Origin of the sequence: Citrobacter sp. MGH103 (assembly GCF_001034475.2) — a bacterium.
Lineage (GTDB): Bacteria > Pseudomonadota > Gammaproteobacteria > Enterobacterales > Enterobacteriaceae > Citrobacter > Citrobacter freundii.
This window is the reverse complement of sequence record NZ_CP073043.1, coordinates 1,404,809-1,418,092: the sequence shown is the minus strand read 5'-3', so window position 1 is coordinate 1,418,092 and position 13,284 is coordinate 1,404,809. Positions and strand designations below refer to the sequence as shown.

Here is a 13,284-nt window from a genome sequence, read left to right as displayed (position 1 = left end):
TTTTTTTATGCTTTCCTTATGATTACCTCACCGCTCAAAGGAAGAACAGGTTTGACATCGTCATCGCAACACTATCTGGTCATCACTGCGCTGGGTGCCGACCGCCCAGGAATTGTGAACACCATCACACGTCATGTCAGCAGTTGCGGCTGTAATATCGAAGACAGCCGACTGGCCATGCTGGGTGATGAGTTCACGTTTATCATGTTGCTGTCGGGCACCTGGAATGCCATCACCCTGATTGAATCAACCCTGCCATTAAAAGGCGCAGAGCTGGATTTACTCATTGTGATGAAGCGCACGACCGCGCGCCCTCGTCCGGCGATGCCTGCTACGGTATGGGTGCAGGTCGATGTCCCTGATTCTCCCCATTTGATTGAACGCTTCACCGCACTGTTTGACAGCCACCAAATGAATATTGCGGAACTGGTTTCACGCACGCAACCGGCTGAGAATGGAAAGGCGGCGCAGTTGTTTATTCAAATTACCGCACATAGTCCTGCGTCACATGATTCGGCAAATATTGAAGATGCGTTTAAAGCACTCTGTACAGAACTCAATGCGCAAGGCAGTATTAACGTCGTCAATTACTCACAGCATGATGAACAGGATGGAGTTAAGTAATGAACCCACTGAAAGCCGGTGATATCGCACCGAAATTTAGCTTGCCGGATCAAGACGGAGAACAAGTAAATTTAACCGACTTCCAGGGACAGCGTGTTCTGGTTTATTTTTACCCGAAAGCCATGACACCCGGCTGTACCGTACAGGCCTGCGGCTTGCGCGATAACATGGATGAGTTAAAAAAAGCTGGTGTTGAAGTGCTGGGGATCAGCACCGACAAACCAGAGAAGCTTTCCCGATTCGCGGAGAAAGAAGTCCTGAATTTCACGCTCCTGTCCGATGAAGATCATCAGGTTTGCGAGCAGTTCGGCGTCTGGGGTGAGAAGTCATTTATGGGCAAAACCTACGATGGCATCCACCGCATCAGCTTCCTGATTGATGCCGAAGGCAAAATTGAGCACGTGTTCGATGACTTCAAAACCAGCAATCACCACGACGTGGTACTGAACTGGCTGAAAGAGAACGCCTGATTTACGTTTTGCTGGAAAAAGCCTGATGGCGCTTCGCTTATCAGGCCTGCGCAGCTTATTAATATTGCGAAACTTGTAGGCCGGGTGAGGCGTAGCCGCCACCCGGCATAAACGTGAATCTGTACTTTTTCAGGCTGACATCCGCATAAACGTTTATTCAAACGTCCCTTTTACGCAGGCCTTCTTTTCTCTGACCACGGTTTTTCCCTTCGCCCAAAGGTGATTAACCTCCAACGCATCGTTAAGCACCAGAATGTCCGCATCGCATCCCACCGCCAGGCGCCCCTTATGTTCGAGCCCTAAAAATTCTGCGACCGTACGCGTCAGCGGACAGAGCGCCTGTTCCAGCGGTATGGCATGAACTTTCACCAACTGGCGCACCGTTTCAGCCAGTGATTCAAACCCCGCGACACCGATACCGATGAGATTACCTAACTCATCAAATTCCGGCTGGCTGCCGTTGCCATCCGAGCTAAGGGTAATGCGCGACAGTGGCACGTTCTGCCGCAGCGCCGTGGCGATAGCCGTGGCGGGGTCGACGGGCTCATCAATGCTGCTGGTAATGTCGATATAACCACCTTTACGAGCATACTCCAGCGCCGCCTGGAACAACGGTTCCGCACGGTTAACGTGTGTCGGCAACAGTTTAGTAATCGGCACATCGCAGCAGTTGAGGATCTGGTACAACGGTTCCAGCATGCGCGGGCTATCGCCCATATGGAATACACTGATCCCCGGTTTGCGTCCTAACAATCCACCGACGCGCGACTGCGCTGCCATGTTTGCCAGCACCGAGGTATCTGGGGCTGAGGAACGATGGTCCGAAATCGCACATTTTACGCCAATGATTTTATCGATCAGCGCCACGTCACGATCGATGCTGCCGGTGATCGTCGGGGAAGGCAGAGAATACGCCCCAGTAAGCATCCATGCGCTGATGCCTTCAAACTCCAGCGCGCGGGTTTTTGCCAGCAGCGATTCCGGATGACGGGTAATGCCATCGGTACCCAGCAAACCCACCACCGAAGTTACACCAGCTTCAACCAGGCGTGACAAGCGCACTTCCGGCGTGCGGGTATGCGGCCCTGCTTCCCCGCCGCCGCCAATCAGATGGACGTGTTGATCGATAAATCCTGGGCACACAATCGCGCCGTCAAGATTGATACACTCACAACCGGGAAAGTCTTCAGGAGAAATTGACGGGGCGATGGCAACAATTTTACTGCCGGAGACCAGTATATCCTGTCGCCCTAAATCTTCCGGCGCGTACACGTGTCCCTGCTGGAACAACGTCAAATTAAGAATTGAACAGTTCATAACCTTCCTTGTCAGGCAATTACCTGCATAACCCAAATAGAGAGCAGCGCATTAATGACGCATACCGCAATAATCAGCGGGTAGTAACGGGGATGGACCCCCGCAGTTCCCAGGCAGCGTCCCACATTTTGCACCGGATTGCCCATCAGGTAGATAGCCGGTAGCAATACAGTCGCATCATGTCCCGAAAGCGTACCAGCAACAACCAGACTGGCACAAACGCCGACGCCGCCTCCCATACTCATCACCGCCGCCAGCAGCACGGTGGCAGATTCCCCCGGTAGCCCCCACAACGCCATCACCGGTTCGCACACCCGCCCGACAATCTCGAGCAATCCCGTCACCTTCAGCGCCTGAATAATCACAAACGCCATCACCACGTTAGGTAACAGGCTGGTTGTAGCAATTGTAAACCCGCGCCGCGCGCCATCGATAAACATATCCATGACGTTTTTACGTACCTGCGTTGTCATCTCAGACCTCCTGCTGCAGACGGCGATTTTCCAGCTGCGCAATCCACAAACGCAGCAGGTTCGCTCCCACAAATTTGAAGACAAGGATCACCGCCAGCGGCGTAATCACCGGAACGGTAACCACCGTAAACAGCGCAGCGCCAGAGGAAAAATAGTTGGTAATACACGCGCTGCCGCTGGTTTGCCAGCAGGCAAAAATGGCACGCTCCTGTTCAGTAATAATGCCCTCTTCCGCCATCTCTTTGGTCATCCCGGCCGCGGCATCGGTATTTTGCAAATTCGCAATTAGCGCCAGCGAACAAACTCCCGGAATACCGAGTAACGGGCGCAGGACCGGCGTCATCAGCTGTTGTGCCGCACGTAACCCCCCCAATCCTTCGGTGACGGAAATAATCCCGAGTGAAAGAATGACGGAAGGTGCCAGCTCAAGCGCGAATAAGAAGCCGTCTTTGGCTCCCATCCCTCCAGAGCCGCGAAAAGAGACCGCCGTATCGCCTGTGGCATTAATCTGCCCAAACGCGCCGTTGAGGACGGTGAAGTCAAAGACCCGCCACCATTCGGTACTTTTCGCAAACATGCCGGAAAAAAGGATAATCGTAATAAAAAAAGCGAGATAACCGCCCCATCCTACCTTTTGCTGCGTGTGTGTGTTGTGACCCATTTTGTTCTCCTGTTGGTCTTATTCCTTGCGTGACAGAAAGACATCACGCAGGTCAAGTTAAAGACAAATGCGGAGAAAAACGACAGCAGAAGAGATTATTCAGAAAGTGTGGATAGAGGTCAGACAAGTTCGGATCCGGCGACATGATATCGCCGGATCTTGCAGATTAGGGTTCGTCAACGACCTGACCATCCGGCCAGGCGTGCATTACCGCTTTGATTAACGTCGCCAGAGGGATCGCAAAGAATACGCCCCAGAATCCCCACAGACCACCGAAAATCACCACGGAGAGAATAATCACCAGTGGATGCAGATTGACCGCCTCGGAGAACAGCACGGGAACCAGCAGATTGCCGTCCAGCGCCTGGATAATCAGGTACACGGCAAAACAGCTCCAGAACTCGGTGCCAAGCCCGAACTGAAACAGCGCCACGCCAACTACCGGAATCGTCACCACAAAAGCGCCGATATACGGGATCAGCACAGAGAACCCTACCAGCACCGCCAGCAGCAGCGAATAGTTGAGACCAAACAGCAGGAAGCCGAGCCAGGTCGCCACGCCGACCACCACCATTTCCAGCACCTTTCCGCGGATATAGTTGGTGATTTGCTGGTTCATCTCTTTCCACACCTGCCCCGCCAGCCCACGATTACGCGGCAGCACCCGGCGCACGGCGTTCAGCATCTGTCCTTTATCTTTGATCAGGAAGAACACCATCAACGGGACGAGAACCAGATAGACCGCCAGGGTCAGCAATCCAACCAGTGAGGCTAACGAATATTTCACCACCGAATCGCCCATGGTGAGCATTCGCGAGCGCATATTTTCCGCCATCGCATCAATGATGCCCGCATCCATCAGCGCCGGATAACGCCGCGGCAAGGTAGCAGCAAAATCAGACAATTTATTAAGCATGCCAGGCATGTCGCGGATCAGATAGATCCCCTGCTGCCATGCAACGGGCATCACCACAAACGCCATCAGCAGCAAAATACCGACAAACACCACCAGCACAATCGATGTCGCCCAACGCCGTGAACACCCAATATGTTCCAGCCGCACAGTCGGCCATTCAAGCAGGTACGCCAGCACTATGGCGACCAGTAGCGGCGCCAGAAGACCGCTAAAAAAGAACAGGATGCCAAAACCGGCAACCAGAATAATCAGCAGGGCGATGGCTTCGGGGTCGCTAAAGCGGCGACGATACCATTGCATCAACATTTCGAGCATAAAACCCTTCCATGAACCCAATAGCGGGATTGCGATCCCGAATTGTATCGAAATGTCACAAAAAAGACTTCGCTTTTTATGGCTGATTACGCAAAGTGAAAAGACATTTTTCCTGGGTGTTCATCGTCAGGTTTCGCAGTTACACTCCGTAAGCTTGCGGAGTGTGAACGATACTTCACAGCATTGGTCAAATGGCTATCTCAAAAAAGAATACAGGACAGAGGTTATGTTCAGGCAGTTGAAAAAAAACCTGGTTGCTACCCTCATTGCCGCACTGACTATCGGTCAGGTTGCGCCCGCATTTGCTGATACTGCGGACACCCTGCCTGATATGGGAACGTCGGCAGGCAGTACGCTTTCCATAGGACAGGAAATGCAGATGGGCGATTATTACGTACGCCAACTGCGCGGCAGTGCGCCATTAATTAATGATCCATTGCTCACCCAATACATTAATGCGCTGGGGATGCGTCTGGTCTCGCACGCCGACTCGGTAAAAACACCCTTCACATTCTTTTTGATTAACAACGATGAAATCAACGCCTTTGCTTTCTTTGGCGGCAACGTTGTCTTGCACTCCGCACTGTTCCGCTATTCCGACAACGAAAGCCAGTTAGCATCGGTCATGGCGCACGAAATCTCCCACGTCACTCAGCGCCACCTGGCGCGTGCAATGGAAGATCAGAAACGCAGTGCGCCGCTAACGTGGGTAGGTGCGCTAGGTTCAATTTTATTAGCGATGGCTAGCCCGCAAGCGGGTATGGCGGCGCTGACCGGTACGCTGGCGGGAACACGTCAGGGGATGATTAGCTTTACGCAACAAAACGAACAGGAAGCAGATCGCATCGGTATTCAGGTGCTACAACGCTCGGGATTCGATCCCCAGGCCATGCCGACGTTCCTCGAAAAACTGCTCGATCAGGCCCGTTACTCTTCGCGTCCGCCGGAAATTTTGCTGACTCACCCTCTGCCTGAAAGCCGCCTGTCGGATGCCCGTAACCGCGCCAACCAGATGCGTCCGGTGGTCGTCCAGTCGTCAGAAGATTTTTATCTGGCTAAGGCACGAACCTTGGGCATGTACAACTCTGGTCGTAACCAGTTGACCGATGACCTGCTGAGTAACTGGTCGAAAGGCAACGTACGTGAGCAACGTGCGGCGCAATATGGTCGGGCATTGCAGGCGATGGAAGCCAGCAAATATGACGAGGCGCGTAAAGCGCTGCAACCGCTGCTGGCAGCAGACGCGAACAATGCCTGGTATCTCGACCTGGCAACGGATATCGATCTCGGCCAGAAGAAAACCAGTGATGCCATTAACCGCCTGAAAAACGCCCGCGACCTGCGCACTAACCCGGTACTGCAGCTCAACCTGGCGAATGCGTATCTACAGGGCGAACAAGCTAAAGAGGCGGCAACCATCCTGAATCGCTATACGTTTAACCATAAGGACGACCCTAACGGCTGGGATCTGTTAGCGCAAACGGAAGCCAACCTGAACAACCGCGATCAGGAGCTGGCGGCGCGGGCGGAGGGGTATGCCCTCGCTGGACGTCTGGATCAGGCGATTTCGATGCTCAGCAGCGCAAGCTCTCAGGTGAAATTGGGTAGCCAGCAACAGGCCAGATACGATGCTCGTATCGACCAGCTACGCCAGCTGCAAGAGCGCTTTAAACCGTACACCAAGATGTAACAGGAAAGAAAAATGTCAGACGCGATTAAAATCTACCATAACCCACGCTGCTCCAAGAGCCGTGAAACGCTGGAATTACTGAAGTCCAATGGCGTGGACCCGGAAGTGGTGCTGTATCTGGAAACCCCGGCTGACGCCGCGACCCTGCATGAACTTCTGCAGATGCTGGGTATGTCCAGCGCGCGTGAGCTGATGCGCCAGAAAGAGGATCTCTATAAATCGCTTAACCTGGCGGACAAAAATCTGAGTGAAGATGCGCTGATTCAGGCAATGGTGGAAAACCCAAAACTGATGGAGCGCCCGATCGTAGTTGCCAAAGGTCAGGCTCGAATTGGACGTCCGCCGGAGCAGGTACTGGAAATCGTCGGTTAACCGAAACCTGCCGCAGTCATTTGGCTGCGGCGCTTACAGCTTCAGAATTTCTTTTACGAACGGAATGGTCAGCTTACGCTGGGCGGTGATCGATGCGTGATCAAGCTGATCCAACGTCATAAACAGCGTACGCATTTCCCGATCCAGACGCTTAAGCAGAAAGCGGCCCACATCTTCCGGCAGTTCAAATCCGCGAAGTCTGGCGCGTAATTGCAACGCCTGCAGCTTATCTTCATCGGAAAGTGGTTGCAGCTTGTAGATTTGCCCCCAGTCCAGACGCGAAGCGAGATCTGGCAATCCCAGATTCAACTGTCTTGGTGGACGATCGCCGGTGATCAGCAGGCGTGTTTTCCCCGACTCCAGGATACGGTTGTAGAGATCAAAGATCGCCATTTCCCACAGCGAATCACCGGCCACACATTCGATGTTATCGATGCATACCAGCGATAAATGCTCCATCCCGTCGAGCACCTCGGGGACGAACCAGGTACGTTTGTCGAGCGGCACGTAGCCTACCGCATCGCCGCGCGCGGACAGTTCCGCACAGGCTGCATGCAGCAAATGACTACGGCCAGCGCCTTCACGCGACCAGAGATAAATATACCCGCTATGTTCCTGACGCAGCACGTTTTGCAGTGCAGCCAGTAAAGAGGAGTTATCCCCCGGCCAGAAACTTGCGAAAGTTTCGTCGTCAGGAAGATAAAGTGGCAAAGAGAGCTGTGCCGGTGTGTTCAGAGATACCTCAACCCAGGATTTCATAAAATCGCGTTGAGTTTAACACAGAAATGCGTCGCGATAGAACCGGGCAGCATCGCCACCCGGTCAAAGGTTTACTGTTGCTCAGTGTCGGCATCTTTGGCGTCGAGCACCACTTCTTCTGGACGCAGCAGGCTGATAACTTTGAAAATCAGGCTCAGACAGACACCCACAATGGTCGCCAGCGCCATGCCTTTCAGCTCAGCAGCACCGATGTGAACTTTCGCGCCGCTGACGCCGATGATCAAAATGACCGAGGTCAGGATCAGGTTCTGTGCTTTGTTGTAGTCAACTTTTGACTCGATCAACACGCGAATACCGGAAGCGCCAATCACGCCGTATAACAGCAGAGATACACCGCCCATGACCGGCAGCGGAATGATTTGGATCGCCGCAGCCAGTTTACCCACGCAGGAGAGCAGAATGGCGAAAATCGCCGCACCGCCAATAACCCAGGTACTGTAAACGCGGGTAATCGCCATGACGCCGATGTTCTCGCCGTACGTGGTGTTCGGCGTAGAACCGAAGAAGCCGGAGATCACCGTCGACAGGCCGTTAGCAAACATAGAACGATGCAGGCCAGGATCGCGAATCAAATCTTTTTTCACGATATTCGCCGTTACCACCAGGTGGCCGACGTGTTCAGCAATAACCACCAGCGCCGCAGGCAGAATAGTCAGAATAGCGACCCATTCAAAGCGCGGTGTGTAGAACGTCGGCAGAGCAAACCAGTGAGCCTGCGCTATCGGCGTGGTGTCCACGACCCCCATCACGAAGGAGAGCGCGTACCCGGCCAGCACCCCAATCAAAATCGGGATAATCGCCATAAAGCCACGGAACAGCACGGAACCAAATACCGTCACCGCCAGCGTCACCATTGAGATGATGATGGTTGTTGAGTCTGGCGCTTGTCCTTCCGCAGGCAGCAATCCCGCCATACCCGCAGCGACACCCGCCAACTCCAGACCGATAACGGCAACGATTGCGCCCATCGCCGCAGGCGGGAACATTACATCCAGCCAGCCAGTACCGGCTTTCTTAACGATGAACGAAACCAGGCAGAACAGGATGCCACACATAATGAAACCGCCCAGCGCCACTTCATACCCTAGCGGCAGCAGCAGCAGAACTGGGGAAATGAACGCAAAGCTTGAACCGAGGTAAGCCGGAATTTTACCTTTACAAATAAAGAGATACAGTAAAGTACCAATACCGTTAAACAGCAGAACGGTAGCTGGGTTGATATGAAACAGGACTGGCACCAGTACCGTTGCGCCAAACATGGCGAACAGGTGCTGTAAACTAAGCGGGATTGTCTGTAAAAGCGGCGGTCTTTCACTCACCCCGATAGCACGGCGCGTCATAGTGTTTTCCTCTGAGTGTTGTTTGTTATTAGCGATTGGGTTGTTTTATTCAAAAAAAAGCCGACTCTTAAAGTCGGCTTCTTTTCACTTATTCGTTTACTTGGTACCAAAAATCTTATCGCCGGCATCGCCGAGCCCCGGAATAATGTATCCGTGCTCGTTCAGTCCCTGATCGATGGAGGCAGTGTACAGCTCAACATCCGGGTGCGCTTTTTCCAGCGCCGCGATACCTTCCGGCGCTGCAACCAGCACCAGGACTTTAATGCTGCTGCAGCCTGCTTTTTTCAGCAGGTCGATGGTAGCGATAACGGAACCGCCGGTTGCCAGCATCGGGTCAACGATCAGCGCCATACGCTCATCAATGTTAGAAACCAGCTTCTGGAAGTACGGAACCGGCTCCAGCGTCTCTTCATTACGGTACATACCGACCACGCTGATACGCGCGCTCGGAACGTTTTCCAGAACGCCTTCCATCATGCCCAGGCCCGCACGCAGGATTGGCACAACGGTGATTTTTTTACCTTTGATTTGGTCAACTTCAACCGGGCCGTTCCAGCCTTCGATGGTCACCTTTTCGGTTTCCAGACCGGCGGTTGCTTCATAAGTCAGCAGGCTGCCAACTTCCGAGGCGAGTTCACGAAAGCGTTTAGTGCTGATGTCGTTTTCACGCATCAGTCCCAGCTTGTGTTTGACGAGTGGGTGTTTGACTTCCACGATCTTCATACTCTTCTCCTTTCCTCAGACGAGTGGCAACCACAAAAAAAATCGCCGGATTATACCGCTTTTCGTCTCTGGCGCAACACTGCATACGCTTGATATGGATCAACCAAAATCGTTTGCGTCTGGATGATGAGTATAAAACACCCCCCACAATAAGTGCGGGGGTTGTTATCAATGCTATGAATTTTATAGATTTTCAGCATTACTCTGGATGACGTTTTGATACCATGAAAAAGATTTCTTCGGCGAGCGTGCTAATGTCCCACTCCCGTCATTATTTTTATCAACATAGATAAAGCCGTAGCGTTTTTTCATCTCCCCCGTCCCGGCCGAGACTAAATCAATACAGCCCCACGGGGTATAACCCATCAGATCCACGCCATCTTCCACCACCGCTTTTTTCATTTCGCGGATATGCGCGGCCATATAGTCAATACGATAGGAATCATCCACCGAGCCATCGGCCTGCTGCACGTCAATCGCCCCAAAGCCGTTTTCAACAATAAACAGCGGCAACTGATAATGATCCCAGAACCAGTTCAGCGAATAGCGCAGACCGACGGGATCAATCTGCCAGCCCCAGTCCGACTTCTGCACGTACGGGTTAGAAACCAGGCTTTTCGACTCGTCGTAATCCAGTTGTGGGTTGTCCGCCGTTGCCTGGGTCGCGAAAGACATATAATAGCTAAAGCCGATGTAATCAACGCAGCCCTCGGTCAGCGCCTGACGGTCTTCCTCGGTGATATCCAGTTCAAAGCCACGACGGGTAAAGTAATTGAGAAGATGCTGCGGGTATTTGCCGCGCACATGGACGTCAGTAAACCAGTAACGCCGGTGCATAGCATTCATCGCCATCATCATGTCGTTCGGCGCACAGGTCAGCGGATAAATTGGGCACATCGCAATCATGCAGCCAATTTGCAGCGCCGGGTTAATTTCACGCGCGACCTTCACCGCCAGCGCGCTTGCCACCAGCTCGTAGTGCGCCGCCTGGTACATGACCGGCTCGCGGTCTTCACCAGGCAGATATTTCAGGCCAGAGTTAGTAAAGGGCGCGAAGTCTTCGTGATAATTTGCCTGATTGTTAATCTCATTAAACGTCATCCAGTACTTCACTTTGTGCTGGTAACGAGTGAAAACCACCCGGGCAAAACGGACAAAAAAGTCGATAAGCTTACGGTTGCGCCAGCCGCCGTACTCCGTCACCAGATGGTAGGGCATCTCGAAGTGCGACAACGTAATCACCGGTTCAATGCCATATCTCAGACATTCGTCGAACAGATCATCATAGAACTGCAGGCCAGCTTCATTGGGTTGCGCTTCGTCACCTAAAGGGAAAATCCGCGTCCAGGCAATAGAAGTGCGAAAACATTTAAACCCCATTTCGGCAAACAGCTTGATGTCGTCTTTATAGCGATGATAAAAATCGATGGCATCGTGGTTAGGGTAGTTTTTACCGGCAATCACACCGTCAGTAATTTCACGCGCCACGCCATGCGCCCCCGCCGTCATGACATCGGCAACGCTAATTCCTTTACCGCCCTCCTGCCAGCCACCTTCCAGTTGATGAGCGGCGACAGCGCCACCCCACATGAAATCTGCTTTAAATCCTGACATCCCCTTCCCCTATCGTGATGACTCTGCGCAAAACGCTCCAAATGAGGCCCGCAACAGAAAACAGAAACCGGTTTCAGTACGATACTGTGCATTCGGCTGGCAGGTTTCAAGCACAAGGCTGTACCCGGTTTCATTTTCGTGGCGCAGTTCAAACAAATAGATAAATGATTGTAAAATGCTGAAAAAACCAGCAGATAAAACTTGATGCAGAGCAGGCTCGCAAACGTTTGCTTTCCCTGTTAGAATTGCGCCGAATTTAACTTTTACTGCAAGTAAACATGTGGGGAAGCAGGCAGTGACCGATAAAACCTCTCTTAGCTACAAAGATGCCGGTGTTGATATTGATGCAGGTAATGCTCTGGTTGATCGAATCAAAGGCGTAGTAAAGAAAACGCGTCGTCCGGAAGTTATGGGTGGTCTGGGTGGCTTCGGTGCGCTGTGCGCATTGCCGCAAAAATATCGTGAACCGGTACTGGTTTCCGGCACTGATGGCGTTGGTACAAAACTGCGTCTGGCGATGGATCTGAAACGCCACGACACTATCGGCATTGACCTCGTCGCAATGTGCGTCAACGACCTCGTGGTTCAGGGCGCTGAGCCGCTGTTCTTCCTCGACTACTATGCAACCGGCAAACTGGATGTGGACACCGCAGCCAGCGTCATTAACGGGATTGCCGAAGGCTGCCTGCAGTCTGGCTGTGCGCTGGTCGGTGGGGAAACAGCTGAAATGCCGGGGATGTACCACGGCGAAGATTACGACGTGGCTGGTTTCTGCGTTGGCGTCGTCGAAAAATCAGAGATTATCGACGGTTCTAAAGTGGCTGACGGCGACGTACTGATTGCGCTCGGCTCCAGCGGTCCGCACTCCAACGGTTACTCTCTGGTGCGTAAAATCGTTGAAGTCAGCGGTTGTGACCCGGAAACCACCGAGCTTGAAGGCAAGTCGCTGGCCGATCACCTGCTGGCTCCGACCCGCATTTACGTAAAATCCATTCTGGAACTGATCGAGAAGGTTGATGTGCACGCCATTGCCCACCTGACCGGCGGCGGCTTCTGGGAAAATATTCCACGCGTTCTGCCAGACAACACGCAGGCCGTGATCGACGAGTCTTCCTGGCAGTGGCCAGCCGTCTTCAACTGGCTGCAAACGGCGGGTAACGTCAGCCAGCATGAGATGTATCGCACCTTTAACTGCGGCGTAGGTATGGTTATCGCCCTGCCAGCTCCGGAAGTGGATAAAGCCCTGGCTTTGCTCAATGAGAAAGGTGAAAACGCATGGAAAATCGGTATCATCAAAGCTTCTGATTCCGAACAGCGTGTGGTCATTGAATGAAAAACATTGTGGTGCTCATTTCCGGTAACGGAAGCAATTTGCAGGCGATAATAGACGCCTGCGAACAGAAAAAAATCAATGGCACCATAAGTGCAGTATTCAGTAACAAGGCCGATGCGTTCGGCCTTGAACGCGCACGCGAAGCGAATATTCCAGCGTACTCGCTGGAAGCCGCCCAGTTTGCAAGTCGCGAAGCCTTCGACCGCCAACTGATACAAGAAATTGACGCCTGGGCGCCGGATGTCGTGGTGCTGGCCGGTTATATGCGCATTCTCAGCCCGGCGTTTGTCGCGCACTATTCTGAACGATTGCTGAATATCCACCCGTCTTTATTGCCAAAGTATCCCGGCCTGCATACGCACCGCCAGGTACTGGAAAACGGCGATGAAGAGCATGGTACCTCAGTCCACTTCGTCACTGATGAACTGGACGGCGGACCCGTTATTCTTCAGGCCAAAGTTCCGGTATTTGAAGGCGACAGCGAAGATGATGTCACGGCACGGGTTCAGGCTCAGGAACATACCATTTACCCACTGGTGGTAAGCTGGTTTATTGATGGTCGCCTGAAGATGCGTGATAACGCTGCATGGCTGGATGGCGTTCGTCTGCCGCCGCAAGGCTACGCCGCCGACGAATAATAAAATTCAACCTGTAAG

Annotated in this window: 14 protein-coding genes; 6 read left to right on the top strand and 8 right to left on the bottom strand. The window is 52.9% G+C overall.

What is annotated here, in order from left to right; all coding sequences use genetic code 11:
• Positions 1-51 precede the first annotated feature (51 nt).
• Together SK33_RS06665 and bcp are read left to right on the top strand one after the other, a co-directional pair.
• A complete protein-coding gene (locus SK33_RS06665) occupies positions 52-624 on the top strand; it encodes a glycine cleavage system transcriptional repressor (protein ID WP_003037954.1) in 573 nt (190 codons plus the stop codon).
• Positions 624-1,094, top strand: coding sequence for a thioredoxin-dependent thiol peroxidase (bcp, locus tag SK33_RS06660; RefSeq protein ID WP_003037951.1), 471 nt, complete (start codon positions 624-626; stop codon positions 1,092-1,094). The genes SK33_RS06665 and bcp overlap by 1 nt, the downstream gene beginning before the upstream one ends.
• Before the next feature lie 153 nt (positions 1,095-1,247).
• Here bcp and iadA read toward each other — a convergent pair whose 3' ends face one another.
• From iadA to SK33_RS06640, 4 genes are all read right to left on the bottom strand, one after another.
• Positions 1,248-2,411 carry a beta-aspartyl-peptidase gene (iadA, locus tag SK33_RS06655; RefSeq protein ID WP_003037949.1) on the bottom strand — a complete coding sequence of 388 codons (1,164 nt, stop codon included), beginning with the start codon at positions 2,409-2,411 and terminating at the stop codon, positions 1,248-1,250.
• An 11-nt stretch (positions 2,412-2,422) separates the two neighbouring features.
• Positions 2,423-2,884 carry a YjiG family protein gene (locus tag SK33_RS06650; RefSeq protein ID WP_003037948.1) on the bottom strand — a complete coding sequence of 154 codons (462 nt, stop codon included), beginning with the start codon at positions 2,882-2,884 and terminating at the stop codon, positions 2,423-2,425.
• Between the two features lies 1 nt (position 2,885).
• On the bottom strand, positions 2,886-3,545 hold the full coding sequence (locus SK33_RS06645; protein ID WP_003037944.1) for a nucleoside recognition domain-containing protein: 660 nt from the start codon (positions 3,543-3,545) through the stop codon (positions 2,886-2,888).
• A 166-nt stretch (positions 3,546-3,711) separates the two neighbouring features.
• Entirely contained in the window at positions 3,712-4,776 is a 1,065-nt protein-coding gene (locus SK33_RS06640) for an AI-2E family transporter (RefSeq protein WP_003037941.1), read from the bottom strand.
• A gap of 226 nt (positions 4,777-5,002) precedes the next feature.
• On the opposite strand from SK33_RS06640, the gene bepA reads away from it, so the two are divergent.
• Together bepA and arsC are read left to right on the top strand one after the other, a co-directional pair.
• Positions 5,003-6,466, top strand: a complete 1,464-nt coding sequence (gene bepA / locus SK33_RS06635) for a beta-barrel assembly-enhancing protease (protein ID WP_048218382.1) — start codon at positions 5,003-5,005, stop codon at positions 6,464-6,466.
• A 12-nt stretch (positions 6,467-6,478) separates the two neighbouring features.
• On the top strand, positions 6,479-6,838 hold the full coding sequence (arsC, locus tag SK33_RS06630) for an arsenate reductase (glutaredoxin) (RefSeq protein WP_048218383.1): 360 nt from the start codon (positions 6,479-6,481) through the stop codon (positions 6,836-6,838).
• Positions 6,839-6,871: 33 nt separating this feature from the next.
• On the opposite strand, the gene SK33_RS06625 is transcribed toward arsC, so the two are convergent.
• The 4 genes from SK33_RS06625 to SK33_RS06610 form a co-directional block, all read right to left on the bottom strand.
• Positions 6,872-7,573, bottom strand: a complete 702-nt coding sequence (locus SK33_RS06625; protein WP_211924219.1) for a DnaA inactivator Hda — start codon at positions 7,571-7,573, stop codon at positions 6,872-6,874.
• A gap of 95 nt (positions 7,574-7,668) precedes the next feature.
• Positions 7,669-8,958: a uracil permease gene (gene uraA / locus SK33_RS06620; protein WP_003037932.1), complete on the bottom strand. Its 1,290-nt coding sequence runs from the start codon at positions 8,956-8,958 to the stop codon at positions 7,669-7,671.
• 96 nt (positions 8,959-9,054) lie between these two features.
• Complete coding sequence (upp, locus tag SK33_RS06615; protein ID WP_003037929.1) at positions 9,055-9,681, bottom strand: uracil phosphoribosyltransferase; 627 nt, start codon at positions 9,679-9,681, stop codon at positions 9,055-9,057.
• A 183-nt stretch (positions 9,682-9,864) separates the two neighbouring features.
• The gene (locus SK33_RS06610) at positions 9,865-11,295 is read right to left on the bottom strand and encodes a 6-phospho-beta-glucosidase (RefSeq protein WP_016150748.1); all 1,431 of its coding nucleotides are present in this window, start codon (positions 11,293-11,295) and stop codon (positions 9,865-9,867) included.
• Between the two features lie 295 nt (positions 11,296-11,590).
• Between SK33_RS06610 and purM the strand changes: the two genes are divergently transcribed.
• Positions 11,591-12,628: a phosphoribosylformylglycinamidine cyclo-ligase gene (purM, locus tag SK33_RS06605; protein ID WP_003838485.1), complete on the top strand. Its 1,038-nt coding sequence runs from the start codon at positions 11,591-11,593 to the stop codon at positions 12,626-12,628.
• Complete coding sequence (gene purN / locus SK33_RS06600) at positions 12,625-13,266, top strand: phosphoribosylglycinamide formyltransferase (protein ID WP_048218384.1); 642 nt, start codon at positions 12,625-12,627, stop codon at positions 13,264-13,266. Before purM ends, purN begins: the two co-directional genes overlap by 4 nt.
• Positions 13,267-13,284 lie beyond the last annotated feature (18 nt).

Bases quoted from the DNA above. Each gene is read 5' to 3' on its own strand.
- uraA (WP_003037932.1), bottom strand. From the start codon at position 8,958: ATGACGCGCCGTGCTATCGGGGTGAGTGAAAGACCGCCGCTTTTACAG.
- SK33_RS06640 (WP_003037941.1), bottom strand. From the start codon at position 4,776: ATGCTCGAAATGTTGATGCAATGGTATCGTCGCCGCTTTAGCGACCCC.
- SK33_RS06610 (WP_016150748.1), bottom strand. From the start codon at position 11,295: ATGTCAGGATTTAAAGCAGATTTCATGTGGGGTGGCGCTGTCGCCGCT.
- SK33_RS06650 (WP_003037948.1), bottom strand. From the start codon at position 2,884: ATGACAACGCAGGTACGTAAAAACGTCATGGATATGTTTATCGATGGC.
- iadA (WP_003037949.1), bottom strand. From the start codon at position 2,411: ATGAACTGTTCAATTCTTAATTTGACGTTGTTCCAGCAGGGACACGTG.
- SK33_RS06645 (WP_003037944.1), bottom strand. From the start codon at position 3,545: ATGGGTCACAACACACACACGCAGCAAAAGGTAGGATGGGGCGGTTAT.
- purN (WP_048218384.1), top strand. From the start codon at position 12,625: ATGAAAAACATTGTGGTGCTCATTTCCGGTAACGGAAGCAATTTGCAG.
- bcp (WP_003037951.1), top strand. From the start codon at position 624: ATGAACCCACTGAAAGCCGGTGATATCGCACCGAAATTTAGCTTGCCG.
- arsC (WP_048218383.1), top strand. From the start codon at position 6,479: ATGTCAGACGCGATTAAAATCTACCATAACCCACGCTGCTCCAAGAGC.
- upp (WP_003037929.1), bottom strand. From the start codon at position 9,681: ATGAAGATCGTGGAAGTCAAACACCCACTCGTCAAACACAAGCTGGGA.
- bepA (WP_048218382.1), top strand. From the start codon at position 5,003: ATGTTCAGGCAGTTGAAAAAAAACCTGGTTGCTACCCTCATTGCCGCA.